At 72.8% G+C, this 25,024-nt stretch carries 29 protein-coding genes; 15 read left to right on the top strand and 14 right to left on the bottom strand.

Annotation, left to right across the window (positions count from 1 at the left end; translation table 11 throughout):
* The first annotated feature begins 28 nt into the window (after positions 1–28).
* On the top strand, positions 29–979 hold the full coding sequence (locus AC0665_RS20080) for a DMT family transporter (protein ID WP_478509300.1): 951 nt from the start codon (positions 29–31) through the stop codon (positions 977–979).
* A 16-nt stretch (positions 980–995) separates the two neighbouring features.
* On the opposite strand, the gene AC0665_RS20075 is transcribed toward AC0665_RS20080, so the two are convergent.
* Positions 996–1,628, bottom strand: coding sequence for an FMN-binding negative transcriptional regulator (locus tag AC0665_RS20075; protein WP_468637956.1), 633 nt, complete (start codon positions 1,626–1,628; stop codon positions 996–998).
* Positions 1,628–2,314 carry a pyridoxamine 5'-phosphate oxidase family protein gene (locus AC0665_RS20070; protein WP_468404944.1) on the bottom strand — a complete coding sequence of 229 codons (687 nt, stop codon included), beginning with the start codon at positions 2,312–2,314 and terminating at the stop codon, positions 1,628–1,630. The genes AC0665_RS20075 and AC0665_RS20070 overlap by 1 nt, the downstream gene beginning before the upstream one ends.
* Before the next feature lie 35 nt (positions 2,315–2,349).
* Between AC0665_RS20070 and AC0665_RS20065 the strand changes: the two genes are divergently transcribed.
* The gene (locus tag AC0665_RS20065) at positions 2,350–3,681 is read left to right on the top strand and encodes an aminotransferase class I/II-fold pyridoxal phosphate-dependent enzyme (protein ID WP_478607971.1); all 1,332 of its coding nucleotides are present in this window, start codon (positions 2,350–2,352) and stop codon (positions 3,679–3,681) included.
* An 87-nt stretch (positions 3,682–3,768) separates the two neighbouring features.
* On the opposite strand, the gene AC0665_RS20060 is transcribed toward AC0665_RS20065, so the two are convergent.
* A complete protein-coding gene (locus AC0665_RS20060; RefSeq protein WP_478705476.1) occupies positions 3,769–4,722 on the bottom strand; it encodes a DMT family transporter in 954 nt (317 codons plus the stop codon).
* A gap of 75 nt (positions 4,723–4,797) precedes the next feature.
* On the opposite strand from AC0665_RS20060, the gene AC0665_RS20055 reads away from it, so the two are divergent.
* Positions 4,798–5,700 carry a LysR family transcriptional regulator gene (locus tag AC0665_RS20055; RefSeq protein WP_468637953.1) on the top strand — a complete coding sequence of 301 codons (903 nt, stop codon included), beginning with the start codon at positions 4,798–4,800 and terminating at the stop codon, positions 5,698–5,700.
* 508 nt (positions 5,701–6,208) lie between these two features.
* On the opposite strand, the gene AC0665_RS20050 is transcribed toward AC0665_RS20055, so the two are convergent.
* The gene (locus tag AC0665_RS20050) at positions 6,209–6,679 is read right to left on the bottom strand and encodes a pyridoxamine 5'-phosphate oxidase family protein (RefSeq protein ID WP_478705475.1); all 471 of its coding nucleotides are present in this window, start codon (positions 6,677–6,679) and stop codon (positions 6,209–6,211) included.
* A gap of 132 nt (positions 6,680–6,811) precedes the next feature.
* Between AC0665_RS20050 and AC0665_RS20045 the strand changes: the two genes are divergently transcribed.
* The gene (locus AC0665_RS20045; RefSeq protein ID WP_478705474.1) at positions 6,812–7,462 is read left to right on the top strand and encodes a cysteine hydrolase family protein; all 651 of its coding nucleotides are present in this window, start codon (positions 6,812–6,814) and stop codon (positions 7,460–7,462) included.
* Here AC0665_RS20045 and AC0665_RS20040 read toward each other — a convergent pair.
* Entirely contained in the window at positions 7,449–7,892 is a 444-nt protein-coding gene (locus tag AC0665_RS20040; protein WP_468404956.1) for a Rieske (2Fe-2S) protein, read from the bottom strand. The genes AC0665_RS20045 and AC0665_RS20040 overlap by 14 nt on opposite strands.
* A 198-nt stretch (positions 7,893–8,090) precedes the next feature.
* Here AC0665_RS20040 and AC0665_RS20035 point away from each other — a divergent pair, with 198 nt between their 5' ends.
* Complete coding sequence (locus tag AC0665_RS20035; protein ID WP_468404958.1) at positions 8,091–8,846, top strand: HipA family kinase; 756 nt, start codon at positions 8,091–8,093, stop codon at positions 8,844–8,846.
* A complete protein-coding gene (locus AC0665_RS20030; RefSeq protein ID WP_478509292.1) occupies positions 8,843–9,256 on the top strand; it encodes a DUF3037 domain-containing protein in 414 nt (137 codons plus the stop codon). The genes AC0665_RS20035 and AC0665_RS20030 overlap by 4 nt, the downstream gene beginning before the upstream one ends.
* 36 nt (positions 9,257–9,292) lie before the next feature.
* Here AC0665_RS20030 and AC0665_RS20025 read toward each other — a convergent pair whose 3' ends face one another.
* On the bottom strand, positions 9,293–9,817 hold the full coding sequence (locus AC0665_RS20025) for an excalibur calcium-binding protein (RefSeq protein WP_478705473.1): 525 nt from the start codon (positions 9,815–9,817) through the stop codon (positions 9,293–9,295).
* 228 nt (positions 9,818–10,045) lie between these two features.
* On the opposite strand from AC0665_RS20025, the gene fabG reads away from it, so the two are divergent.
* The 5 genes from fabG (at position 10,046) to AC0665_RS20000 (ending at position 14,758) form a co-directional block, all read left to right on the top strand.
* Positions 10,046–10,807 carry a 3-oxoacyl-ACP reductase FabG gene (gene fabG / locus AC0665_RS20020; protein WP_363122463.1) on the top strand — a complete coding sequence of 254 codons (762 nt, stop codon included), beginning with the start codon at positions 10,046–10,048 and terminating at the stop codon, positions 10,805–10,807.
* A gap of 12 nt (positions 10,808–10,819) precedes the next feature.
* Positions 10,820–11,578, top strand: a complete 759-nt coding sequence (locus AC0665_RS20015) for an SDR family oxidoreductase (protein WP_468404965.1) — start codon at positions 10,820–10,822, stop codon at positions 11,576–11,578.
* A gap of 200 nt (positions 11,579–11,778) precedes the next feature.
* Positions 11,779–13,365 carry an ABC transporter substrate-binding protein gene (locus AC0665_RS20010; protein WP_468404967.1) on the top strand — a complete coding sequence of 529 codons (1,587 nt, stop codon included), beginning with the start codon at positions 11,779–11,781 and terminating at the stop codon, positions 13,363–13,365.
* Between the two features lie 92 nt (positions 13,366–13,457).
* Complete coding sequence (gene ung, locus AC0665_RS20005; RefSeq protein WP_478705472.1) at positions 13,458–14,141, top strand: uracil-DNA glycosylase; 684 nt, start codon at positions 13,458–13,460, stop codon at positions 14,139–14,141.
* Between the two features lie 116 nt (positions 14,142–14,257).
* Positions 14,258–14,758, top strand: coding sequence for a hypothetical protein (locus AC0665_RS20000; RefSeq protein ID WP_478705471.1), 501 nt, complete (start codon positions 14,258–14,260; stop codon positions 14,756–14,758).
* A 428-nt stretch (positions 14,759–15,186) separates the two neighbouring features.
* Here AC0665_RS20000 and AC0665_RS19995 read toward each other — a convergent pair whose 3' ends face one another.
* From AC0665_RS19995 to AC0665_RS19985, 3 genes are all read right to left on the bottom strand, one after another.
* Positions 15,187–15,552 carry a hypothetical protein gene (locus tag AC0665_RS19995; protein WP_478705470.1) on the bottom strand — a complete coding sequence of 122 codons (366 nt, stop codon included), beginning with the start codon at positions 15,550–15,552 and terminating at the stop codon, positions 15,187–15,189.
* Between the two features lie 315 nt (positions 15,553–15,867).
* Positions 15,868–16,380, bottom strand: a complete 513-nt coding sequence (locus tag AC0665_RS19990; RefSeq protein ID WP_468404974.1) for a DinB family protein — start codon at positions 16,378–16,380, stop codon at positions 15,868–15,870.
* A gap of 43 nt (positions 16,381–16,423) precedes the next feature.
* Positions 16,424–17,014 carry a TetR/AcrR family transcriptional regulator gene (locus tag AC0665_RS19985; protein WP_363122456.1) on the bottom strand — a complete coding sequence of 197 codons (591 nt, stop codon included), beginning with the start codon at positions 17,012–17,014 and terminating at the stop codon, positions 16,424–16,426.
* 92 nt (positions 17,015–17,106) lie between these two features.
* Between AC0665_RS19985 and AC0665_RS19980 the strand changes: the two genes are divergently transcribed.
* Positions 17,107–18,291, top strand: a complete 1,185-nt coding sequence (locus AC0665_RS19980; RefSeq protein ID WP_478705469.1) for an FAD-dependent monooxygenase — start codon at positions 17,107–17,109, stop codon at positions 18,289–18,291.
* A gap of 10 nt (positions 18,292–18,301) precedes the next feature.
* The gene (locus AC0665_RS19975; RefSeq protein ID WP_478705468.1) at positions 18,302–19,207 is read left to right on the top strand and encodes a Gfo/Idh/MocA family protein; all 906 of its coding nucleotides are present in this window, start codon (positions 18,302–18,304) and stop codon (positions 19,205–19,207) included.
* On the opposite strand, the gene lnt is transcribed toward AC0665_RS19975, so the two are convergent.
* Positions 19,131–20,696 (bottom strand): apolipoprotein N-acyltransferase, encoded by a 1,566-nt coding sequence (gene lnt, locus AC0665_RS19970; protein WP_478607995.1) that lies wholly within the window; start codon positions 20,694–20,696, stop codon positions 19,131–19,133. The genes AC0665_RS19975 and lnt overlap by 77 nt on opposite strands.
* A 68-nt stretch (positions 20,697–20,764) precedes the next feature.
* The gene (locus tag AC0665_RS19965) at positions 20,765–21,235 is read right to left on the bottom strand and encodes a nuclear transport factor 2 family protein (protein WP_468404981.1); all 471 of its coding nucleotides are present in this window, start codon (positions 21,233–21,235) and stop codon (positions 20,765–20,767) included.
* Positions 21,236–21,331: 96 nt separating this feature from the next.
* On the opposite strand from AC0665_RS19965, the gene AC0665_RS19960 reads away from it, so the two are divergent.
* Positions 21,332–21,961, top strand: a complete 630-nt coding sequence (locus AC0665_RS19960) for a DUF4291 domain-containing protein (protein ID WP_478705467.1) — start codon at positions 21,332–21,334, stop codon at positions 21,959–21,961.
* Between the two features lie 12 nt (positions 21,962–21,973).
* On the opposite strand, the gene AC0665_RS19955 is transcribed toward AC0665_RS19960, so the two are convergent.
* From AC0665_RS19955 to AC0665_RS19945, 3 genes are all read right to left on the bottom strand, one after another.
* The gene (locus tag AC0665_RS19955; protein WP_363122451.1) at positions 21,974–22,153 is read right to left on the bottom strand and encodes a hypothetical protein; all 180 of its coding nucleotides are present in this window, start codon (positions 22,151–22,153) and stop codon (positions 21,974–21,976) included.
* Positions 22,154–22,251: 98 nt separating this feature from the next.
* Entirely contained in the window at positions 22,252–23,127 is an 876-nt protein-coding gene (locus AC0665_RS19950) for an undecaprenyl-diphosphate phosphatase (RefSeq protein ID WP_478509282.1), read from the bottom strand.
* A 159-nt stretch (positions 23,128–23,286) separates the two neighbouring features.
* The gene (locus AC0665_RS19945) at positions 23,287–23,757 is read right to left on the bottom strand and encodes a winged helix-turn-helix transcriptional regulator (protein WP_478705466.1); all 471 of its coding nucleotides are present in this window, start codon (positions 23,755–23,757) and stop codon (positions 23,287–23,289) included.
* A gap of 93 nt (positions 23,758–23,850) precedes the next feature.
* Here AC0665_RS19945 and AC0665_RS19940 point away from each other — a divergent pair, with 93 nt between their 5' ends.
* Complete coding sequence (locus AC0665_RS19940; RefSeq protein ID WP_478705465.1) at positions 23,851–25,020, top strand: thiolase family protein; 1,170 nt, start codon at positions 23,851–23,853, stop codon at positions 25,018–25,020.
* Positions 25,021–25,024 lie beyond the last annotated feature (4 nt).

Below are 25,024 nucleotides of genomic sequence, written 5' to 3'. Positions count from 1 at the left end.
CGGCCGGGCGCGCCTGCGGAGAGAACACGTGTCGAACACCGCATCCGGCCTGCCCACCGGGCGAGGCCTCCTCTATCTGATCGTCGCCGGTGCCGCCTGGGGCACCGCGGGCGCCGCCGCATCCCTGGTCTACCGGGCCAGTGACCTGGGGCCCGTCGCCCTCTCCTTCTGGCGCTGCGCCGCGGGCCTCGTGCTGTTGCTCGGCGTCCGCCTGCTGCGGCCCGGCGCCCCGGCCCCCGCGCGGGAGCCGCTTGGCCGCCGGGCGCTGCGGAGCGGCGTCACCGGGCTGGGCCTCGCCGTCTTCCAGACCGCGTACTTCGCGGCCGTCTCCGCCACCGGCCTCGCCGTGGCCACCGTCGTCACCCTGGGCGCGGGTCCCGTCCTCATCGCGCTCGGCGCCCGGCTGACCCTGGCCGAGCGCCTGGGCCGGGGCGGTGCCCTCGCCGTGGGAGGCGCACTCACCGGCCTCGTGGTGCTCGTCCTCGGGGGCGGAGCCACGAGCGTCCGGATGCCGGGTGTGCTGCTCGCGCTGCTGTCCGCGGCCGGGTACAGCGTGATGACGCTGCTCACCCGCCGGTGGGGCCGCGGCGGCGAGGCCGACGCCTCCCGGACGACCGCCGGGGCCTTCGCCGTGACGAGCGTGTGCCTGCTGCCGTTCGCCCTGGCCGAGGGACTGCTGCCGCACACCGGCGAACCGGTCCGGCTGCTGCTCCTGCTGGCCTACGTCGCCGCCGTGCCCACCGCGCTCGCCTACGGCCTGTACTTCGCGGGCGCGGCCGTCGTGCGGTCCGCCACCGTGTCGGTGATCATGCTGCTCGAACCGGTGAGCGCCGCGGTGCTCGCCGTCGTCCTGCTCGGCGAGCACCTCACGGCGGCGACCCTGACCGGAACCCTGATGATGCTGGGCTCGGTGGCGGGGCTCGCGGTGGGGGAGGCGCGAGGCGCCCGGGCACGTGAGGAGCCGGTGATGGCGGTGTGAGACCGGGTAGCGCGGCCTACGCCTCCCGCCTGCGCAGGAGGTGGTCGCGCGCCCTGGAGTCGCCCGGTCCGCCGCGGGCCGCGAGCCCCGCGGCGATCCGCTCCCGGACCTCGGCCGGCCTGTGGTTCGCGTACTTGAACTTGGCCCGTACGTCCGTCACTTCGAGGCGCAGACCGCGAATGCCGGCGAGCAGCCTGCCGTACGGGGCCTCACCCGCCGCTGCCCGTGCGGAGCCGCCCCGGGGCTGGAAGTGGTCGACCTGGCGGTTGAGGAGCGCCGCCTTGTCCGCCGGGTCGTCCACGACATGGGCACGGCAGCGGAGCTGCACGGCCGTGTAGAAGCTCGTGGGGGTGCCGTGCTCGGGCGGGACGTCCGGGGCGGCCTGCCAGGGGCCGGGCACGAACACGTAGTCGTCGACCACGCTCAGCAGGACGTCCGGGTGGACCTCCAGCGCGGGCCAGAGCGGGTTCGGGCGGGCGAGGTGCGTGAGGATCTCGCCGCGCTCGGCGTCGTAGGCGAAGTGCAGGGGCTGCACGTGGGGCGGCTCGCCCGGCGGGCCGTTGACGGCGAGCTGGCCGAAGTCGTGGTCGGCCAGCCACCGTCGCCATTCGGTGTCGTCGCGCGCCGCGTCCCAGGGGTGGATCAGCATCACAGGGTCCCGAGGTAGCCGGGCAGGCCGGTGCCGGGGGCCAGGTCCGGGTCGGGCAGCGGAGTGCCGTAGACGCGCTGTACGGGGACGACACCGGCCCAGTGGGGGAGGGCGAGGTCCTCCGGTTCGTCGTTCACACCGCCGGTGCGCAGCTTCGCGGAGACCTCCTCCAGGTCCAGGCGGATGACGGCGGTGGCGGCCAGTTCCTTCTTGTTGGCGGGCCGGGAGTCGGCGGACCTGCCGGGCACGACATGGTCGACGAGCGCGTCCAGGGCCTGGCGCTTCTCCTCGGGGTCCGTCACGTCGTGGGCGACGCCGTGCACCACCACCGAGCGGTAGTTGATCGAGTGGTGGAAGGCCGAACGGGCCAGGACCAGCCCGTCGACATGCGTGACCGTCAGGCACACTGCGAGGCCCGGGTCGGCCTGACCGGCCGCGCGCAGCGGACGCGAGCCCGTCGAGCCGTGCACGTACAGCCGCTCGCCCACCCGGGCGTACAGCGTGGGCAGAACGACCGGCGCTCCGTCGCGGACGAACCCGAGATGGCAGACGTAGGCCTCGTCGAGTATCCCGTGCACCAACTCCTTGTCGTACGAGGCCCGGTCCGGGGAGCGGGTGGGGACGGTGCGGTCGGTCGGGGTGTAGCGGGAGTCGGGCTGCGACGGCGTCTGCGCGGTCCCCTGCATGGCGCTCTCCATTGCACTAGTGCATAATTAGCTTTGTGCTAGGAGAGTATCGGATCAGTGGGCGTCGCGCGGCGGACATTTCCGCGAGCATCGAGCGGGCGGTGGGAGCCGGTGAGCTGCGGCCCGGTCAACCGCTGCCTCCCATGCGGGAGTTGGCGGAGCGGCTGGGCGTGAACCCGAACACCGTCGCGGCCGCGTACCGGACGCTGCGCGAGCGCGGGGTCATCGAGACCGCGGGCCGGCGCGGCAGCCGGGTCCGCTCCGCACCGGCGACGACCGGGCGGGACCACATCAGGGTGGACGTCCCCGAGGGCGTGCGGGACGTGGCGCAGGGCAACCCGGACCCGGCGCTGCTGCCGCCGCTCGCGAGCGCGTTCGCGGCGGCGGCCGCCGAGGGCGACCGGGCGCCCGTGCTCTACGGAGACCTGCCGGTGGAACCGGAGCTCGCCCGGATCGCCCGGGCCGGACTCGACGCGGACGGGGTCCCGGACGGGCCGCTCGCCGTGGTCTCCGGGGCCCTCGACGGTGTCGAACGGGTGCTGGCGGCCCACCTCAAGCCCGGGGACACCGTCGCCGTCGAGGACCCCGGCTGGGGCCGCACCCTCGATCTCGTGCCCGCGCTCGGGCTGCGGACCGTGCCCGTCGGTGTCGACGACGAGGGGCCGCTGGAGCGCGACGTCCGCGAGGCGCTGGAGGCCGGGGCGCGGGCCCTGATCGTCACGGACCGGGCGCAGAACCCCACCGGCGCCGCGGTGAGCGGCCCCCGCGCCCACGCCCTGCGGGCCGTGCTGCGCGAGCACCCCGAGGTCCTGCTGATCGAGGACGACCACGGACACGGCATCGTCGACCTCCCCCTGCACCCGCTGGCGGGCACCACCCGGCACTGGGCGTTCGTGCGCTCGGCCGCCAAGGCCTACGGCCCCGACCTGCGGCTGGCCGTCCTCACCGGGGACGCCGTCACCGTCGACCGGGTCCGCGGGCGGCACCGCCTCGGGCCGGGCTGGGTCAGCCGGCTGATGCAGCGGGCCCTGGTGCGGCTGTGGGCCGACGGCGCGGTGGACACGACCGGGGTGGCGGCGTCGTACGGGCGGCGGCGGGAGGCGCTGATCGCTGCGCTCGACCGGCGCGGTGTCACCTCGTACGGGCGCAGCGGCATGAACGTGTGGGTGCCCGTGCCGGACGAGACCGGCGCCGTCGCCCGGCTGCTGCACGCCGGGTGGGCGGTGGCCCCCGGCGCCCGCTTCCGGCTGAGCGCACCGCCCGGCATCCGGGTCACGGTCTCGACGCTCACCGGGGACGACATCGAGGCGCTGGCCGACGCGATCGCCTCGGCGGTCGGGCCGGCACCGGCCCGGAGCTACGACTGAGGCGGGCGCCGGGGGCTCGGCCCGCCGTGTGTGGTGGTGGCTGGCCTGATCCGGGGCGCCGCCGAGGCGCCCGGCCCCGGACCGCCGCTACGGCCGGGGCGCGGTGCGGGGCTTCGGGCGTACCTGGGTGAGTGCCGCGCCCGTCAGGATGATCAGGGCTCCCACCGGCGTCGACCAGGCGAGCGTCTCGCCGAGGAGGGCGACGCCCGCGGCCGTGGCGATGACCGGAACGAAGTACGTGACCATCTGCGCGGTCGTCGGTCCCACCTCCGCGACTATGCCGTACTGGAGGAGCATCGCGAGGCCCGTGCCCAGCGCGCCCAAGGCGGCGATCGCCAGCAGCGGCACCACGGACACACGGGAGGGCAGGGACGTGAACAGCGGGGTGACGACGGCCAGCTGGACCGTCGCGAGCAGCAGCTGGGCGCCGGTCATCGACAGGTGCGAGTGGCCTGCCCCGGCCAGGGTGCGGCGGACGTAGATCCAGCCGATCGGGTAGCTCAGGGAGGCGAGCAGGGCCAGTGCCGTGCCGGTGGCGTCCAGGCCGTGAAAGCCCTGCCAGGCGCCCAGCACCGTGAGCACCCCGAGGAAGCCGAGTCCGAGCCCGGCGACCCGCACCCGGGTCGGCCGGTCCTCCGACAGGGCGACCAGCGACAGCGCCATGCCCCACAGCGGGGAGGTCGCGTTGCAGATGCCCGCCAGCGTGGACGGGATGGTCAGCTCGGCGTACGCGAACAGGGAGAACGGCAGGGCGTTCAGCAGGAACGCGGCGACCGCCAGATGCCCCCAGACGCGGGCCCCGCGCGGCAGCCGCTCGCGTCGCACCACCATCGCGGCGGCCAGCACCACCGTGCCGAACACCAGCCGGCCGAGCGTGACCTGGAACGGGGCGTAGCCCCCGGTGCCCACCTTGATCAGAAGGAAGCTGAAACCCCAGATCAGGGACAGCGCGGCGAACCGGAGACGCCAGTCGAGACGTCGGCGGGACGGTGCGGACGGGGCCGTGGCGACCCGGCCGGGCGGGGTGGTGACGGTGCTCATGCCTGCCACGATGCGGCACGGCGACCTCGTAGCACAATCGAGATTTCGCACCCGGTACCACGTAGCATTGCTTACATGTTGAACCTGGAGCGCCTGCGCACCCTCGACGCCCTCGCCCGGCACGGCTCGGTGAGCGGCGCGGCCGAGGGGCTGCACATCACGACCTCGGCCGTCTCCCAGCAGCTGTCCAAGCTGGAGCGGGAGGTCGGCCAGCAGCTCCTCGCCAAGAACGGCCGGGGCGTGCGGCTCACCGACGCGGGCCGGCTGCTCGCCGAGCACGCCGCGCGCATCCTGTCCCAGGTCGAACTCGCCCAGTCGGACCTGGAGGCGCAGCGCGGGCAGGTCGTCGGTGAGCTCCGGCTCTCGGCGTTCCCGACGGCCGCACGCGGGCTGTTCCCGCACGCGCTGGCCGCCCTGCGCGAGCGGCACCCCGCGCTCCGGCTGCGCTCCTGCGAACTCGAACCGGAGCAGGGGATCGCCGGAGTGGTGCGCGGCGACCTCGATCTCGCCGTCGTGCTCGACTGGTACAACAAGCCGATGGCGCTGCCCGACGGGCTCGTCAAGGCGTCGATTTTGGACGACCCGGCCGAGGTCGCCATGCCGCTCGGCCACCGGCTCGCGGAGCGCGACGAGGTGGACCTCGCCGAGTTCGCCGACGACGAGTGGATCACCTGGGGCGAGGGCGAGTTCTGCCACGAGTGGCTGATGTTCACGCTCCGCTCCAAGGGCGTCGAGCCGATCGTCGGGCACCGCGCCGCCGAGAATCACACCCAGCTCGCGCTGGTCGCGGCGGGGCTCGGGGTGTGCATCGCCCCGGTGCTCGGCCGCCGCCCCGTGCCCGCCGGGGTGGTGACCGTCCCCCTCAAACAGCGGGTCCGGCGGCACGTGTACGTCGTCTGGCGCGCGGACGCGGACCGCCGCCCGTCCATCCGGGCGGCGGTGGAGGCCCTGCGGGCGGCGGGGGAGAACGTCGACTGACGCACCGGGAACGGCTACCGCCGGGACGCGCCGGGACGCGCCGGTCGTCCGGGGAGGATCGGCTGTGCTGGGCGGGGGCCGGGGGCAGGTTGCACGGGGAGGTCCGCGGTCCTGGCCGAGGGCGGGGTCGCGGTGGTGTGGCCCGGGCTGCCCGGGCTTCGGGTGGATGTGCGCAGGGGCGGCACCCGGGACGCGCCGGTCGTCCGGGGAGGTCCGCCGTCCTGGCCGAGGGCGGGGTCGCGGTGGTGTGGTCGGTGCCCGGGCCTCGGGTGGGTGTGTGGCTGCCGCCCGGGCCGCGCCCCCGGTCGCGGGGGCGCGGCTGCTGTCCCGGCTTCGGCCTTCGGGCCGTTGTGTTGTGAGGGGGCAGCGCCGCTTCCGGCGAGCCGCTCCTGGCCGTCCAGTTGCGGAACTCCCAGGAGAGGAAGCGCTGCCGCTCCGGGCGAGCCGCTACAGGCCGGCCAGTTTGCGGAAGTCCCAGAGAGGAAGCACTGCCGCTCCCGGCGAGCCGCTATCGGCCGGCCAGTTTGCGGAAGTCCCAGGAGACGATCTTCTGCGGCGTCAGCCGGATCCAGGCGTGGCGGCCGTCGTGCGGCATCTCCTCCAGGCCGAAGTTCTTCCGCGCGAACAGCGTCTCCGGCACGTCCAGTTCCGCGCGTAGCTCGCCCGTGCGCGGTATCTCGCCCACGAACTCGACCGTGCCGGACAGCTCGACGCCGCGCAGCTCGTCGTACTCCTCGCCGGTGTCGACCACGATCGCCACGCGCGGGTCGCGCCGCAGGTCGGTCCACCGCTTGCTGCGGACGACCGAGTACAGCCACATCGAGGCCCCGTCCCAGGCGAACCACAGCGTACTGACGTGCGGCGCGCCGTCGGCGGACACCGTGGCCACCCGGCACGTGCGCTGCGTGGTCAGGAAGTCGTCCAGCTCGCTCGGCGTCATCATGATCTTCCGGCCCCTGCGCTGCTGCGTGACGGTCATGCGCCCCCTCTTTCTCCCACGTCGTGCCAGAGGAGATCCTCTGACATCACGTCAGAAAAGGATGGGTGCTCTTCCGTCCGTGCGCAATGGTGGCTACGCTCGCCCGCCCGGCCGCCGGTGACAGGGGGAGGCATGCCCTCGTACGACGCGCTCAGCGAGCTCATCGAACCGCGCACCACCGTGCTGCTCACCGTCGAGTGCCAGGAGGGCGTCGTCGGGGCCGGCAGCGCCCTGCCCGAACTCGCGGCGCAGGCCCGCGCCGGCGGTGCCCTCGCCAACGTCGCCTGTCTGGTGGCGGCCGCCCACGCCCTCGGTGTGCAGGTCGTGCACGCCGTCGCCGAGCGCCGGCCCGACGGCCGCGGCGCCAACCGCAACGCCCGCCTCTTCCGCGCCGCCGCGCGCCTGCCCGTCCAGCAGGTGACCGGCACCGCGGCGGTGCGGGTGGCGGCCCCGATCGAGGTCGCCGAGGAGGACCTCGTCGTACGGCGGCTGCACGGGCTGTCCCCCCTTCAGGGCACCGACGTCGATCCGCTGCTGCGCAACCTCGGCTGCCGCACGCTGATCGTCACCGGGGTCTCGGCCAACGTGGCCGTGCCCAACGCCGTGTTCGACGCCGTGAACCGCGGCTACACCGTCGTCGTCCCGGCCGACGCCATCGCGGGAGTGCCCGCCGACTACACCGCCGCGATGATCCGTCACACCCTCGCGCTGGTCGCCACGGTCGCGACCACGGACGAGGTGCTGGCGTGCCTGAAGGGTCCGGACGGCGTCAGGCGAGCGTGATGGAGTCGCCCTTCACACTGATCTGCTTCGCCTCCAGCGGCTCGACCGCGGGTCCCTTCTTCACGCTGCCGTCGAGGACCGAGAACTGACTGCCGTGGCAGGCGCAGGAGATGATGTCGTCCTTGAGGTCGACCATCGGGCACTTCTGGTGGGTGCAGATCGTCGAGAAGGCCTTGTAGTCGCCAGCGGCCGGCTGCGAGACCACCACCTTCTCGTCCTTGAAGATCTTGCCGCTGCCCTCCGGGATGTCGGCGGTCTTCGCGAGCGCCGCACCGCCGGCCCCCGCTCCGTCCTGTTCGGTGGACGGGTCGGACGCCTTGTCGTCCGACCCGCACGCCGTCAGCGCCACGGTGAGCCCCGCCGCGCCGACCGCCGCCACGACGGTGCGGCGGCTCGGTCCCGACATCGGCTGAACTGATTCGCTGGTCATGCTGACGTTCCTTCCGGGGAAGTTCGTGATCTGCCGAGTGGTACGGCCCCTGGGGACCGGCTGTTCAGAGCTTGTCGAAATCCTGACGCGTTCGCGGAGGGACACGGGTAAAGCGGAGCTGTCGGTTGGCTGTCGGGTTCCGCCCCGCCACCGCGAGGCCCCCGTCACGAGCGTCGCCCGCGTCAGTAACCTGGGGCGATGCTCAAGGAAGTGATCGCGACCCGTTTCATCGCGCCCCTGCGCGAGGGCGGTTCGCTGCCGGGCCTGGTCGAGGCCGACGACCTCGGCACCTACGTCCTGAAGTTCACCGGCGCGGGACAGGGCCGCAAGACGCTCGTCGCCGAGGTCGTCTGCGGGGAACTCGCCCGCCGGCTGGGTCTGCGCATGCCGCGCCTGGTCACCGTCGAACTCGACGCCGAGCTGGGGCTGGGCGAGCCGGACGAGCAGGTGCAAAGTCTGCTCCGCTCCAGCGGCGGCACCAACCTCGGCATGGACTTCCTCTCCGGCGCGCTCGGCTTCGACCCGCTCGCCTTCCCGGTGAGCCCGGAGGAGGCCGGCCGGGTGGTCTGGTTCGACGCGCTGATCAACAACGTCGACCGGTCCTGGCGCAACCCCAACCTGCTGAGGTGGCGGGGTGAACTGTGGCTGGTCGACCACGGGGCGACGATGATCTGGCACCACAACTGGCCGGGCGTGGAGGCCTCCGCCGCCCGCCCGTACGACGCCTCCGACCACGCGCTGGCGTCCTTCGCGCCCGATGTCGCCTCCGCCGCGGCCGAGTTGGCGCCCCTGGTCACCGAGGACCTCCTCGCCGACGTGACCGCGCAGATCCCGGACGCCTGGCTCACCGACGAACCCGGCTTCCCCACCCCGGACGACCTGCGGCGGGCCTACGCGCGACCGCTGCTCGCCCGGGCCGCCGTCATCCACGACCGCATCCAGGGACTCACGTGAACGACCGGCACATCATCAGGGGCGGACCGCGGGACCGCCACGTCTACGAGTACGCCCTGCTGCGGGTCGTCCCGCGCGTCGAACGCGGCGAGTGCATCAACGCCGGGGTCCTCGTGTACTGCCGCGCCGAGGCCTACGTCGGCGCCCGCACCCACCTCGACGAGACCCGCCTGTTGGCCCTCGACCCCCGGGCCGACGTGGCCGGGGTCCGGGCGGCCCTGCGGGCGATCGAGGGACTCTGCGCGGGTGGCAGCGAGGCAGGTCAGGCGGCCTCCGACGACCCGGGCCGCCGTTTCCGCTGGCTCGTCGCCCCCCGCTCCACGATCGTCCAGCCCGGGCCCGTGCACACCGGCCTGACCATGAACGCGGCGGCGGAGCCCGAGCGGTTGCTGGACCTGCTGGTGAGGTGACGGGCACGAGGTGACGGGCACCCCGCCCGGCCCTCGTCAGCGCCTGCGGCGCCTCAGCACGTAACCGGCGGCGACGGCGGCCCCCGCCGCGAAGGCCAGGCCGATGGCGACGTCCCAGCGGCTCGGTCCCGAGTCCACCGCGCCGCCGAGTCCCCCGCGCACGCCCTGGCTCGGAGTGCCGCTGGGCGTGGCGGTGACATGAGCGGAGGGACTGACCGACGCGCTGACGGACGGGCTGATCGACGCGCTGACGGACGGGCTGATCGGCGGACTGACGAGCGGGCTGACGGAGAGGCTCGGCGACGGGGCCGTCGGCGCAGGCGTGACGGGGGAGATGACACCGCGGCGCGGCAGCGCCTCACACGCGATGCCGTCGTCCCGGCCCGGGTCCTCGTCGAGTCGGTGGGGATCACTCGGATCCGCGTCGAAGACCGCCTGCGCGTCCTCCTGGAAGGCGAAGTCGCGGCAGTCCAGGTCCTGCCGGGCGTGAGCGGGGTCGGCCAGCGGCATGATCGCGGCGATCGCGAACAGCGCGCCGATGGCACCGGTACGACGGCGCATGGAGCGCCTCCTTCCGACACGGGTGGCTCGCGCTCCGACGCTAGGCGCCGAGGGGTGTCGCGGCGCGCGGCCATGGGCCGATCGGGTGTCCGCCGGGGCGCCGCGGGGCAGGGTCGGGCCGGGGGATGGATCACATGCCGACTCTGGCCGTTGACACCGCGTGCCAGGGCTTCTAGCGTCACTCCCACTGAAGGTACTAAGCGGTCGCTCACCTGAGGAGTAGCAGTCATGTCCACCACTGAGCAGCGGGTTGCCGTCGTGACCGGTGCCGCGCGCGGCATCGGTGCCGCCACCGCCGTACGACTGGCCGCCGAGGGCCGCGCGGTCGCCGTGCTCGACCTCGACGAGGCGGCCTGCAAGGACACCGTCGAGAAGATCACCGCCGCGGGCGGCAAGGCCCTCGCGGTCGGCTGCGACGTCTCGGACGAGGCCCAGGTCGAGGCGGCCGTCGCCCGGATCGCCGAGGAGCTCGGCGCGCCGACGATCCTGGTCAACAACGCGGGCGTGCTGCGCGACAACCTGCTGTTCAAGATGAGCGTCTCCGACTGGGACACCGTCATGAACGTGCACCTGCGCGGCGCCTTCCTGATGTCCAAGGCCTGTCAGAAGCACATGGTGGACGCCGGCTTCGGCCGCATCGTCAACCTGTCGTCGTCGTCCGCGCTCGGCAACCGCGGCCAGGTGAACTACTCGGCGGCCAAGGCGGGCCTGCAGGGCTTCACCAAGACCCTCGCCAAGGAGCTCGGCAAGTTCGGCGTCACCGCCAACTCCGTCGCCCCCGGCTTCATCGCCACCGAGATGACCAAGGCCACCGCCGAGCGCGTCGGCATGGGCTTCGAGGACTTCAAGGCCGCCGCCGCCACCCAGATCCCGGTGGCCCGGGTCGGTGAGCCGGAGGACATCGCCAACGCCATCGCCTTCTTCACCGGCGAGGCGGCCGGGTTCGTCTCCGGCCAGGTGCTGTACGTGGCCGGCGGACCGCTCGACTAAGGGACCGAGAACATGACTTCCGTGGAACTCTCCGGCAAGGCCGCCCTCGTCACGGGCGCCAGCCGCGGCATCGGCTACGGCGTCGCCGAGGCCCTGGTCGCCCGCGGCGATCGCGTCTGCATCACGGGCCGCAACGAGGACGCCCTCAAGGAGGCCGTCGAGCGGCTCGGCGCCGACCGCGCGGTCTACGTCGTCGGCAAGGCGCACGACGAGGCCCACCAGGCCGTCGCCGTCGAGCGCACGATGGAGGCCTTCGGCCGCGTCGACTACCTGGTCAACAACGCGGGCACCAACCCGGTGTTCGGGCCGATCGCCGACCTCGACCTGAACGTCGCCCGCAAGGTCTTCGAGACCAACGTCGTCTCGGCGCTCGGCTTCGCCCAGCGGACCTGGCACGCCTGGCAGAAGGACAACGGCGGCGCGATCGTCAACATCGCCTCGGTCGCGGGTCTGTCGCCCTCACCGTTCATCGGCGCGTACGGCGTCAGCAAGGCCGCGATGATCAACCTGACCGTGCAGCTCGCGCACGAGTTCGCGCCCAAGGTGCGGGTCAACGCCATCGCCCCGGCCGTCGTCAAGACCAAGTTCGCCCAGGCCCTGTACGAGGGCCGGGAGGAGGAGGCCGCCGCGGCGTACCCGCTGGGCCGGCTCGGCGTGCCCTCCGACATCGGGGGCGCGGCGGCGTTCCTCACCTCCGAGCAGTCCGACTGGGTCACCGGTCAGACGCTCGTCGTGGACGGCGGCATCTTCCTCAACGCCGGCACCGGCTGACGAGGAGCGCGCACACGCATCGGCACGGGCGCCCGCCGGCATCGGAGGGCGCCCTCGCCGGTGCAAAGCAACCGCAAAGACCGATGACAACGTCGTCAAAGGTTTATCGATCAAGAGGTCATGTCCCGGGGAGGGTCAGCCGGCGCGGCACTGCGGTATGGTCTGCCGACCCTTGGTATGGCAGATCGAGGAGCGTGCGCGTGTTCAAGCGGAACCGGTGCCTGTGGCAGGTGGCGGCCATCGCGTCCATATCGTCCGTGCTCGCCGGGTGCGGCGTGCTGTCGTCCGACACCCCGGAGGACGAAGGACCGATCGTCGTGGGCACCACCAGTGCCCCCAGCACGCTCGACCCTGCCGCTTCGTGGGACAGCTCCTGGGAGCTGTTCCGCAACATCTACCAAACGCTGCTGAGCTATCCGACCGGCGCGAGCGAGCCCGAGCCGGACGCCGCCGAGCAGTGCGGCTTCACCGACTCCTCGAACCAGGTCTACCGCTGCGAACTGCATGAGGGCCTGAAGTTCTCCGACGGCAGCGCGCTCGACGCCCAGGCCGTGAAGTACTCGTTCGACCGGATCCGCAAGATCAACGTCAACGGCGGCCCGGCCGGTCTGCTGGGCAGCCTGGAGCGGGTCCAGGCGCGGAACGACCGTGAGGTGATATTCCACCTCAACAAGCCGGACTCCACCTTCCCGTTCGTGCTGGCCACCCCGGCGATGTCCATCGTGTCCCCGCAGGCCTACCCGGCGGACGGCCTGCGCAAGGACGGCGACGTCGTCGGGTCCGGGCCGTACACCCTCGACTCGTACTCCGACGGCAAGGAAGCCGTCCTCGTCCGCAACGACGACTACAAGGGCTACGCGGAGCGCCGGAACGACGCCGTGACCGTCCGGTACTTCCAGGACTCCGGCGCCATGGTGAAGGCCCTGCGCGACGGGAAGATCGACGTGACCTACCGCGGCCTGGCCGCCGGTGACGTCGTCGAGCTCCAGAGCAAGACCTCCAAGGACGAGGAGATCCAGCTCGTCGAGGGCACCGGCACCGACATCAACTACCTGGTGTTCAACCCGAAGGACCCCTGGGCGAACAAGAAGGCCGTGCGCCGTGCGATCGCGCAGGTCGTCGACCGGGCGGCCATCGCCCACAAGGTCTACAAGGACACCGTCGACCCGCTGTACTCCATGGTCCCCAAGGGCCTCACCGGCCACACCACGGGCTTCTTCGACGACTACGGCGACCCGGACGTCGCCAAGGCCCGCAAGATCCTCACCGGGGCCGGCATCAACCAGCGCGTCCCGCTCACCTTCTGGTACACGAGCGACCGTTACGGCTCCGAGACCGCCGGGGAGTTCAAGGAGCTGAAGCGTCAGCTCGAGGCCTCCGGCCTGTTCACGGTCAGCCTGAAGAGCCGCCCCTGGAAGACGTACGTCGAGGGGTACCAGAAGGGCGAGTACCCGGTGTTCGGGCGCGGCTGGTTCCCCGACTTCCCGGACGCCGAGAACTTCATCGCGCCGTTCGTCGGCGACCAGAACGCCCTCGGTACGCCCTATCCGGCCCCCGAGATCACCGGCGACCTGCTGCCCCGGTCACGCCGGGAGAGCGACCGCGCGAACGTGGTGAAGGAGATCGAGGAGGCGCAGCAGATCCTCGTGGACGACGCGCGGCTGCTGCCGCTGTGGCAGGGCCGGCAGTACGTGGCGGCCAGCCGGGACGTCTCGGGGGCCGAGCGCGCCATGGACCCGTCGACGATCATGATGATGTGGGAGCTGCACCGCAAGACCGCCTGGTAGGCGGCCCGGACCGGGGCGTTCCCGGGCGCGTTGTCAGTGGTCGCCTGTAGGTTCTGTGGCCTGAAGTGACCGCACATCGTGAGGACGTTGACGTGACCGACATCGCCATGCTGCCCGAGTCCTGGCGCGGGGTTCTGGGTGACGAACTGCAGCAGCCCTGGTTCAAGGAGCTGACGGAGTTCGTCGAGGACGAGCGGGCGAAGGGTCCCGTCTACCCGCCTCGCGAGGAGGTCTTCGCCGCGCTGGACGCCACGCCGTACGACGAGGTCAAGGTCCTGATCCTCGGTCAGGACCCCTACCACGGCGAGGGGCAGGGGCACGGTCTGTGCTTCTCGGTCCGGCCGGGGGTGCGGGTCCCGCCGTCCCTGCGCAACATCTACAAGGAGATGCACCAGGAGCTGGGCACACCGGTCCCGGACAACGGCTATCTGATGCCGTGGGCACAGCAGGGCGTGCTGCTGCTCAACGCGGTCCTCACGGTCCGCGGCGGCGAGGCCAACTCGCACAAGGGCCGAGGCTGGGAGAAGTTCACCGACGCCGTGATCCGGGCCGTGGCCGAGCGCCCCGACCCGGCGGTCTTCGTGCTGTGGGGCAATTACGCGCAGAAGAAGCTGCCGCTGATCGACCAGTCCCGGCACGCGGTGGTCAAGGGCGCGCATCCCTCGCCCCTGTCCGCGAAGAAGTTCTTCGGCTCGCGTCCCTTCACGCAGATCAACGAGGCCGTGGCGGCGCAGGGCCACACCCCGGTCGACTGGACGATCCCGAACCTGGGCTGAGGACGCCGGGCACACGGCCGTGACGGGTCCGGCGGTGTCCGGAGCCGCCTGAGCCGGATCGCCGTCACCTGCGGTTAGCGTCGGCGGGAACAGCCGGCGAGTGCGCGGAGGGCGTCGTGGCGGAGCGACAGGGGCAGGCGGCGCCGGACGCCGTGCTGACACGGATCGGGCAGGTCGTGATGCTGCACCACGCGGGGGACCGCGAGGAGGCCCGGCACCGGTTCCTGGGCCTGTGGGCGGAGCTCGGGGAGCACGGCGACCCGCTGCACCGCTGCACCCTCGCCCACTACCTGGCCGACACCCATGACGACCCGGCGGACGAACTGGCCTGGGATCTGCGGGCCTTGATGGCGGCGGAGGAGGCCAGGGAGGCGGCGGTCGCGGTGACCGCGGTGACCGCGCTCTACCCCTTGCTGCACCTCGACCTCGCCGACGACTACCTCGGGCTCGGCCATGATGACGCCGCCCGCACCCATCTGCGGTGGGCCCGGGACGCCGCCGCGGCCCTCGCCGACGACAGCTACGGCGAGGGCGTGTGGGCGGCCATCGCCCGGCTGGAGTCCCGGCTGGGAGAGGACGGCCCGGGAACATGGACACCGCCGCGCCAGCGGCCCTGACGTGGCGGGTCACCGGCCGGTGGTGTTGCGGTGGGTTACCGGCCTGTGGGGTCCGTGGCGGGTCACCTGCCGGTGGTGTTGTGGTGGGTCACCGGCCCGTGGGGTCCGCGGTAGGTCGCCGGCCCGTGGGTTCCACGGCGGGTCAACGGCCTCTGGTGTGGCGGCGGGTCCACGCCCGTGGTGTCCGCGGTAGGTCGCCGGCCCGTGGGTTCCACGGCGGGTCAACGGCCTCTGGTGTTGCGGCGGTCCAGGCCCGTGGGCTCTGCGGCAGGTCGACGGCCGTTGCTGTTGCCGCAAGTCACCGGCCGTTGATGTCGCGCTAGGTCAACGGCCGTTGGTGTAACGGCGGCTTCCAGGCCCGCCGGTGTTGCCGCAGGTCAGCGGCCGTTGATGTCGCGGCGGGCCCGGGCCCGTTGGTGTCGCGGTGGTCACCGGCCATAGGTGTCGCGGCAGATCGTCGCCTCCGGGCTGTCCGCCCGCCACCCCCCGTAGCGCCGGCCCAGCGCGCACACGTCCGCGTTGTCCGGGACGCTCCTCTCGACGTCCCGCCGTACCGGGTCCGAGACATCGGGGAGGTCGGCGTGCGACCGCTGGGGGCGGTGCGGGGCGGGCTCGGGGCGTTGCGGACGCGCGGGGCGAGGGCGGTGGACGTCGCGAGGGCCGGGCCGTGGCTGCTGCCCCTGCTCCGGTGCGACCTCCGGCCGGTCGGCCCGGCGGGGTGTCGGCACGGCCGGCTCCGGCCGGCGGGAGGCCTCTTCGATGAGTTGCAGGGCCTCGCGGGCCGGTGCCTGCACGATCTGTGGCGACGCCTCCCCCTCCGGCCGCGGCGCCGGCGGCCGGGACGGTGCCGCCGAGGGCCCCGGCGTCGGGGGACGCGGGACCGTCGTACAGCCGGAGAGGGCCGAGACCGCCACGGTCACCAGGAGCGTCGCTGTGGTCGTCGTTCGATGCACCCGCGCAACTCTGGTGCGTCCGGCCCGAGATGGGGCGGCGGACAGGCGGACGTTGCCCCGGACGGGTGATCTCGCACCCCGTAGGGAGGGCCCCGGTGTGACGGGGGTGACGTGCGGTGACGGGCGCGAACGGTGAGGCGCGCGACGGCCGGGACGTCAGTCGCCGGTCGCGCCGTCGATGCGCTGGCGGATCAGGTCGGCGTGGCCGTTGTGCCGCGCGTACTCCTCGATCATGTGGGTGTACAGCCACCGCAGGTTGAACCGCTCGCCGGTGCGCCGGTGCTTGCCCTCGGTGATGTCGTCCAGACCGAAGCGGGAGCAGTTGCGCCGGGCCGTCTCGATCTCGGCCTGCCAGGTGGCGTACGCCTCCTGCCAGGTGTCCGCCTCGGTGAGGCGGAAATCGCCGTCGGGGTCCTCGTCGCTCCGGTAGAGCGGCCCGGCATCCTCGTCCGTCAGCACCCGGCGGAACCAGCTCCGCTCGACGTGCGCCATGTGCCGCACCAGCCCCAGCAGGGACAGGTCGGACGGCTCGACGGCCGCGGACCTGAGCTGCTCGTCACTCAGGCCCTCGCACTTCCACGCGAGGGTCTGCCGGTGGAAGTCCAGCCAGCCCTCCAGCATGGTGCGCTCGTCGGCGGTGGTGGCGGGCATGCTGCGTTCGTTCGTCATGGAAGCATCCTTTCCGAGCCGCCCCCGGCGCACCACAAGATTTTCAGTCCCCGAGCATCCCCTCCAGCAGTTCTCCCAGCCCGGCCCGCACCTCCTCCAGGCTCGGCACCTCGGCACCGAACGACCCCGCCACGCAGCTGAACATCAGCCCGTCCGCCCAGGCGATCAGCGACAGGGTGTGCCGGGCCGGGTCCGTCGAGCCCATGCCGGCGACCAGGACGGCGAGCTGGTCCCGGAAGCGGGCGCCCGTGGCGTCGAAGTAGGCCCGCAGCTCGGGGCGGCGCGTCGCCTCCAGGGCCAGTTCGTAGCGCGCCAGGGTGAGCGCGCGGTCGCCCGTCAGGGCCCGGTGGGTCGCCAGTGCCAGCGCGTCGGCCAGCGGGCCGGTCCCGGCCCGGGGGTCCGGCATCTCGTGCAGCCCCAGCACCCGTGCCTCACGGTCGGCCAGGCGCCGCACCGCCAGTTCCAGCAGGGCCTGCCGGGTCCGCGCGAGGTTGGAGGTGGAGCCCTGGGGGAGCCCGGCCGCCTCGTCGACGGCCCGGTGGGTGAGGCCGCGCATCCCGCGCTCGGCGAGCAGGGCGAGGGCGGTGTCGGCGACGAGGTCGGAGCGGGCGGGGCCGGCGGTGCGTACGGACATGGGCCCACGCTACCCGTCCGACTACATCTGTAGTAGCGTCGGTGCTGTCACTACAGGTGTAGTCAGATGTAGGAGGAGTCGTGACAGGTGCCATGACACAGTCCCAGCGGGTCGTCGTGATCGGCGGCGGCATCGGAGGCCTGACCGCAGCGGTCGCCCTGCACCGGCGCGGTCTGCACGTCACCGTGCTGGAGCGCGCCCCCGCACTAGACCCGGTCGGCGCCGCGATCTCCCTCGCGCCCAACGCCCTGCGCGCACTGGACGTCATCGGCCTCGGCGACGAGATCCGCGACCTCGCCGCCTGGTCGGGGGACGGAGGCCTGCGCACCCCCGGCGGGCGGTGGCTGTCCCGCTCCTCGTCCGACGCAGCCGCCGCGCGCTTCGGCGGCCCGCTCGTGCTGCTGCCCCGCGCCACCCTGATCGAGCGTCTGGCCGCCCTGCTCCCGGCGGGCGCCGTCCGTACGGGCACCGCCGCGGCCCTCGCCGACAGCGGAGGCCCCGGCCGGGCGGCCCGCGTCACCACCGCTGACGGCGACCTCGTAGCCGACCTGGTGGTCGGCGCGGACGGCGTCCGCTCGGCCGTGCGCGGCGCGCTCTTCCCCCGGCACCCCGGGCCCGTCTACTCCGGCTTCACCACCTGGCGGGTCCTGACCACCGTCCCCGGCGTCCGGTTCGCCTCGCACGAGACCTGGGGCCGGGGCCGCATCTGGGGCACCCACCCCCTGAAGGACGGCCGCGTCTACGCCTACGGCGCCGCCCTGACCCCCGCCGGCGGCCGGGCGCCCGACGACGAGAGGTCCGAGCTGCTGCGCCGCTTCGGCGACTGGCACGCCCCGATCCCCGCCGTGCTCGCCGCCACCCGGCCCGAGGACGTCCTGCGCCACGACGTCCACCACATCGCCGAGCCCCTGCCCGCCCACCACCACGGCCGGGTCGCGCTGCTGGGCGACGCCGCGCACGCCATGCCCCCCAACCTCGGCCAGGGCGGCAACCAGGCGATCGAGGACGCCCTCGTGCTCGCCCACCACTGCGACGACCTCGCCGCCTACACCGCCGCCCGGCTGCCGCGCACGACCGCCATCGCCCGCCAGGCCGTGCGGGTGGCCCGCCTCAGCCTCATGAGCGGCCGGACCGGCATCGTCCTGCGGGACACGGCCATGGCCGCACTGTCCAAGGCCGGCCCCGCCCTCTTCGTGCGCAGCTTCGACGGCATCGCGGACTGGGCGCCCCCGCAGCGGCCGTATGCTTCCGGGCAGACCCCGGCAGGCAACCGTTAGAGGAGACCCCGTGAAGGTCGGCTGCATCGGACTCGGCGACATCGCGCAGAAGGCCTACCTTCCGGTCCTCGCCTTCCGGCCCGAGGTGGAGCTGCACCTGCAGACCCGCACGCCCGCCACTCTCGACCGGGTCGCCGAGGGCCTGCACATCCCGCCGCAGCGGCGGCACACCACCCTCGACTCCTTGCTCGCCGCGGACCTCGACGCGGCCTTCGTGCACGCGCCCACGCTGGTGCACCCGGAGATCGTGACCCGGCTGCTGGAGGCCGGCGTCCCGACGTACGTCGACAAGCCGCTCGCCTACGCGCTGGAGGACTCCGAGCGGCTGGTGGCGCTCGCCGAGGAGCGGCGGGTGAGCCTCGCGGTCGGCTTCAACCGGCGCCACGCCCCCGGCTACACGCAGTGCGCGGACCATCCGCGCGAACTGATCCTGATGCAGAAGAACCGCATCGGGCTGCCGGAGGAACCCCGCGCGATGATCCTCGACGACTTCATCCACGTCGTCGACACCCTGCGGTTCCTGGCGCCGGGCGAGATCGACGACGTGACCGTGCGCGCCCGCGTCCGGGACGGGCTGCTGCACCACGTGGTGCTCCAGCTCGCCGGGGACGGTTTCACCGCGCTCGGCGTGATGAACCGGCTCAGCGGTTCCTCCGAGGAGATCCTGGAGGTGTCCGGGCAGGACACCAAGCGCCAGGTCGTCAATCTCGCCGAGGTCGTCGACCACAAGGGCCAGCCGACCGTGCGCCGGCGCGGGGACTGGGTGCCGGTGGCCCGGCAGCGCGGGATCGAGCAGGCCGTGCTGGCGTTCCTGGACGCGGTCCGGGCGGGCAGGGTGCTCAGCGCCCGGGACGCGCTGGAGACCCATGAACTGTGCGAACGGGTGGTACGCGCGGTTCAGGAGCGGAGCGCCTGAGCCGCAGGGTCCGCGCCCCCTCGCCGACGGCCCACAGGGCGAGGACGACCATCGCCGCGTGCACCGTCCAGTCGCCGTGGCGGACGTAGGGCGTGGTGCCGTGGGCGAGCGGGATCTCGTAGACCCGCGTGGCGGAGGCGTCCGTACCGAGCCACGATCCGACGCGCTGTCCGTCCGGGCCGTAGACGGCGGAGACGCCCGTCAGGGTCGCGTGCACCATGGGGCGGCCGGTCTCGGCGGCGCGCAGCGCGGCGAGCGAGGCGTGCTGCCCGGGAGCCCAGCTGTGCTGGAACGAGGAGGTCGACGACTGGCCGATCAGCACGTCGACGCCCTCCCGCGTGAGGTGCCGGGTCATGTCGGGGAACGCCGTCTCGAAGCACACCAGCGGTCCGGCGCGCAGCCCGTCACCTATGTGCATCACGACCGGCTGCGAGCCGCGCCTGCGGTCCTCGCCGGCGGCCTTCCCGACGGAGGTCGCCCAGCCGAGCAGGGAACGGGCGGGGATGTACTCGCCGAAGGGGACCAGGCGCATCTTGTCGTAGCGCTCGCCGGTCGGGCCGTCGGGGCCGACCAGGACGGAACTCTTGTAGATGCCGGGCCGGTCGGAGCGCCGGGCGTCCACGTTGACCAGGATGTCGGCGCCCGTCGCGCGGGACAGCTCCGCCAGCCGCCGGGCCAGGCCGGGGCGGTCGTCGAGGTCGAAGCCGACGCTGCTCTCGCCCCAGACGATCAGGTCGAGGTCCTGCCCGGCGAGCCGGCGGGTCAGCTGCTCCTCGAGGGCGAACCGGTGGTCAGGGCCCGCGACGACGCCCGGCTGCACGACGGCGAGCCTGATCTGGCCGTCGACGGCGGGGCGCGGCGAGAAGGTCCAGGCGGCGGAGGTGGCGGCGGCCGTGACGACCAGACCTGCGACCGCGGGCACCCGGGCCCGGCGGACCGCCACGAGGACGGCGACGGCGACGTTGACCGCCACGAGCAGGTAGCTGAGCAGCCACACCCCGCCCACCGAGGCGAGCCGCAGCGCGGCCTCGACCTGCCACTGGCTGCTGCCGAGCATGCCCCAGGGTCCGCCGAGGCCCTGCCAGGACCGCACCAGCTCGACGGCCAGCCAACCCGACGGCAGCACCACCAGCGCCACCGCGACCTGGGCCGGTGAGGGGATCCCGCCGAGGAGACGACGCACCAGCCAGCCCCATGGGGCCCACAGGGCACCGAGGAGGGCGGCGAGGACGATCGTGAACACGTGCAGGCTGGGCAGCAGCCAGTGGTGCATGGCCAGCATGAAGCCCAGGCCCGCACACCAGCCGTCGTACGCGGCCCGTTTCCCGGTCGGCGCGGTGCGCACCAGCAGGAGCCAGGGGACCAGCGCGACGTAGGCCCACCACCACAGGGACGGTGCGGGGAAGGCGAGGACGGGCAGGGCACCCGCGACCGCCGCGACCGCCGAGCGGCGCCAGGGGGAGGTGAGCCAATGGCCAAGCGTCTTCATAGGCGGCTCCTACCCGCGGGTGCCTCCAGTGTGCGCCCCGTGGACGATCTAGGACCCGGGACGCCGGGTCAGTTGACCACAGGGGCCGTCCGCGGCTCGGGAAGGCGCCGCCACTTCTCCCGCACGACCACCTCGCTCAGCCGCCAGCCGTCGTCCGTGCGCAGCAGCGCGAAGGCGTACCGGCCGCCGCACACGAAGTCGGGGGCGGGCCCCGTGGTGGCCATGGGATTGACGTAGTCGGCCTGGACCTCGGCCGTGTCGCCGGTGTCCTGCTCCCAGATCCCGAAGCGCACCCGCCGGTTGACGATCAGATGCTGCCGCATCGGGAACAGGCGCAGGCTCTCCGCCAGCCACCCGGCGACCGCCAGGGCCTCGCCCTCGATGCCGCCGGCCGACCGGTAGTCCGCCCGTCCCCGCGGGGCGAACAGCTGCCGGTAGGCCTCCCAGTCGCCGTCGTCGACCGCCACCGCGTAGTCGGTGATCAGACTGTCGACGGCCAGCCGGTCCCTCACGGTGGCGAGCTCCACACGCTGCGTCATCGCCCCAGTGTTGGGCATGGCGGGGGGAGGGCCAAGGGCCGTGCGCACGCGATATTCGGTGGCCGCCGAGGGGCGCCGGGGCCCAGCCTGTCCTTCGTGAACGATGTGAACGATGTGAACGATGTCAGCGAAGGGACCGAGCCGAGATTTCGCATACGGGCCCGCCACACCGAGTCCACCCTCACCGTCTACCAGGCCTACCGCCCGGAGATCGGCGGCCCCGCCGCCCGCCACGGCCGCTTCCCGTCGTCCTGGAAGCGGGAGCGCATGACCTGGATCAAGCCGTTGTTCCTGTGGATGATGTACCGCTGCGGCTGGGGCACCAAGGAGGGCCAGGAGACGGTCCTGGCGATCGAGATCGACCGGGAGGGCTTCCACTGGGCCCTGCGCAACGCCTGCCTGTCCCACTACGTCCCCGCCCTGCACGGCGACCAGGCGAACTGGAAGCGGCAGTTGAGGCGGGCGCCGACGCGGGTGCAGTGGGATCCGGAACGGGATCTGCGCCTCGAGCCGCTGCCGCACCGGTCGCTTCAGCTGGGACTGGCGGGGGAGGCGGCCGCGCGGTACGCGGACGAGTGGACCGTGGGGATCGAGGACGTCACGCCGCTCGCCTCGGAGATCCACGCGCTGGTGCGGGTGGGTCGACTGGAGTCGGCGGCCGCCCTGTTGCCCGAGGAGCGGCCGTACGACGTCGACGACGAGGTGCTGGCGTCCCTGCGCGCCTGAGGGCGGCGGGGATCAGGCCGCTGCGACGACCGCTCCTCGCATCGCTGCGGCCCACTCGACGACGAGCAGCTCGTACTCCGCGCGCTCCTCGGCCGACAGGGTGCCGCCCGTGCGCTGCCACAGCGCACGGATCTCGTCGTTGACCTCGGCAGCGGACCGCACGGAACCAGGGGTCACGAATTCGGGGGACATGCGGACAAGCCTAGGGGCAGCCCCTGACAGCCCGCTACCGGACGGCTACCCGATCGCTATGCGGTTGGTCACGAGACCCCGGTCACAGACCCCCCGGGTCAGCCCGCCGACTCGGCCGCGTGCGGGCTCAGGGCACCCACGCTGACCAGGACGATGATGAGGATGCCGAGCGCGATGCGGTAGTAGACGAACGGCATGAAGCTCTTGGTCGAGATGAACTTCATGAACCAGGCGATCACCGCGTATCCGACCCCGAAGGCGATGACCGTCGCGAAGATCGTCGGGCCCCAGGAGACATGGCCGCCCTCCGTGGCGTCCTTGAGCTCGAAGACGCCGGAGGCGAGCACCGCGGGGATGGCGAGGAGGAAGGAGTAGCGGGCCGCGGCCTCACGCTTGTACCCCATGAACAGGCCGCCGCTGATGGTGGCGCCGGACCGGGAGACGCCCGGGACGAGCGCCATGGCCTGGCAGACGCCGTAGATGAGGCCGTCTCGAACGCCCAAGTCCTCAAGTGCCTTGCGCTGCTTGGGCGCGCGGTGCTTGCCGCCGCTCTCGTCGCGGGCCGCGAGCCGGTCGGCGATGCCCAGGACGATGCCCATGCCGATCAGCATCGTCGCGGTGATCCGCAAGTCGCGGAACGGTCCCTCGATCTGGTCCTTCAGCGTCACGCCGAGCACGCCGATCGGGATCGAGCCGACGATCACCAGCCAGCCCATCCGGGCGTCGGGATCGCTGCGCAGCTCCTTGTTGGTGAGCGAGCGTGTCCACGCCGAGATGATCCGCCCGATGTCCTTGCGGAAGTAGATCAGCACGGCGGCCTCGGTGCCGATCTGCGTGATCGCCGTGAAGGCCGCGCCCGGGTCCTTCCAGCCCGAGAAGGCCGCCGTCAGCCGCAGGTGGGCGCTGGAGGAGACGGGAAGGAACTCGGTCAGCCCCTGGACGAGTCCGAGGATGAGTGATTCGAACCAAGACATGAGGTAGCGGAGTCCAAGTGCCGATCGTGGGACGGGCGACGGGCGCACCGGACCGCCGTTGCGTGGAACGGGGGATCATGTGCGCCGAGGGGGAAGCGTAGCGCCCCCGGACGGCCGCCAGGACACAGGGGTTTGGAAGCCGCTCCCGAGCAGCGGCGATCAGGCCGCGGCGGGTCCGGTCACCGTCCAGCCGGGCGTCTGGGGGCGGGCCGTGAGGTCCTCGTGGCGCACCTCGTCGCCGCACGCCCGGCAGGTGACGGCGGGGGCGAGGGCCTGGCCGCAGGAGTGCTCCAGGACCATCGGGCGCTCGCCGTCCGGCCGCAGATGGCGGTCGCCCCAGGCCATGAGGGTCATCAGCACCGGCTCCAGCTCCAGTCCCGCCCGGGTCGGCCGGTACTCGAAGCGCTGCGGGCGCTCGCTGTAGAGGTGCTTGGCCAGGATCCCGGCGTCGACCAGCCGGCGCAGCCGGGTGGCCAGGATGTCGCGCGGGGCGCCGATGTTGCGCACCAGTTGGTCGAAACGGCCGTTGCCCAGGCACACCTCCCTCAGCACGAGCAGCGAGTACTTCTCACCGACGAGCGCGAGGGTGTCGGCGATGGAGCAGGGGCGCGGGTCTTTGCGAGCGGCCATGGGGGTCAGTCTAAGAGAGGGTTGGAATTTCCAACCCTGGGGGTTACGGTGAGTTCGGATTTCCTACTCACCAGTAGTCGTGGAGGCCCGCACATGCGCGACGCAGTCATCGTCGAAGCCGTACGCACCCCGATCGGCAAGGGCAAGCCGAACGGCGCCCTGGCGCACGTCCACCCCGTGGAGCTCCTCGCCCACACCCTGCGCACCCTCGTCGAACGGTCCGGGATCGACCCGGCGCTGATCGACGACGTCATCGGCGGCACCGTCGACCAGGTCGGCGAACAGGCCATGAACACCACCCGCTACGCCGTCCTGTCGGCGGGCTTTCCGGAGTCGGTGCCCGCGACCACCGTGGACCGCCAGTGCGGCTCCTCCCAGCAGGCCGTGCACTTCGCGGCGCAGGGCGTCCTCTCGGGGGCGTACGACCTCGTCGTCGCCTGCGGGGTCGAGTCGATGAGCCGGGTGCCGATGTGGTCCAACGTGCCCGCGGGCGCGGACCCCTTCGGCCCCGGAGTCGCCGAGCGCTACCCGGAGGGGCTCGTCCCGCAGGGCATCAGCGCCGAACTGATCGCCGCGAAGTGGTCGATCGGCCGCGAGCAGATGGACGACTTCGCCGTCTCCTCCCACCTGAAGGCCGCCGCGGCCTGGGAGGCCGGGCTCTTCGACGCCGAGGTCGCGCCGCTGGAGGGGGTCGCGCGCGACGAATGCGTCCGGCCCGGCAGCACCACCGAGATCCTCGCCGGGCTTAGGCCCGCCTACCACGACCCCGTCTTCGCCGAGCGTTTCCCGCAGATCGAGTGGAACGTCACCGCGGGCAACGCCAGCCCGATCAACGACGGCGCCTCGGCGGTGCTCATCACGTCGAGCGAGACGGCGGCCCGGCTCGGGCTGCGCCCGCTCGCCCGGCTGCACAGCTTCGCCGTCACCGGCTCCGACCCGCTGCTGATGCTCACGGGCGTGATCCCGGCGACCGAGAAGGTGCTGCGCAAGGCGTCCCTGACCCTCGACGACATCGATTTGTTCGAGGTCAACGAGGCGTTCTCCAGTGTCGTCCTGGCCTGGCGTCAGGAGACGGGCGCGGACTTCGCCCGGGTCAATGTGCACGGCGGCGCCATCGCGCTCGGCCACCCGCTCGGCGCGAGCGGTACCCGTCTGACGACGACGCTGGTGCACGCGATGCGGGAACGGGGCGCCCGGTACGCGCTCCAGACCATGTGCGAGGCGGGCGGCCTCGCCAACGCCATGGTGCTGGAACGAGTGTGAACCA

Source organism: Streptomyces sp. NPDC043685 (assembly GCF_056436585.1).
The sequence above is the reverse complement of the archived record's forward strand: the minus strand, read 5'-3'. Positions and strand labels throughout refer to the sequence as shown.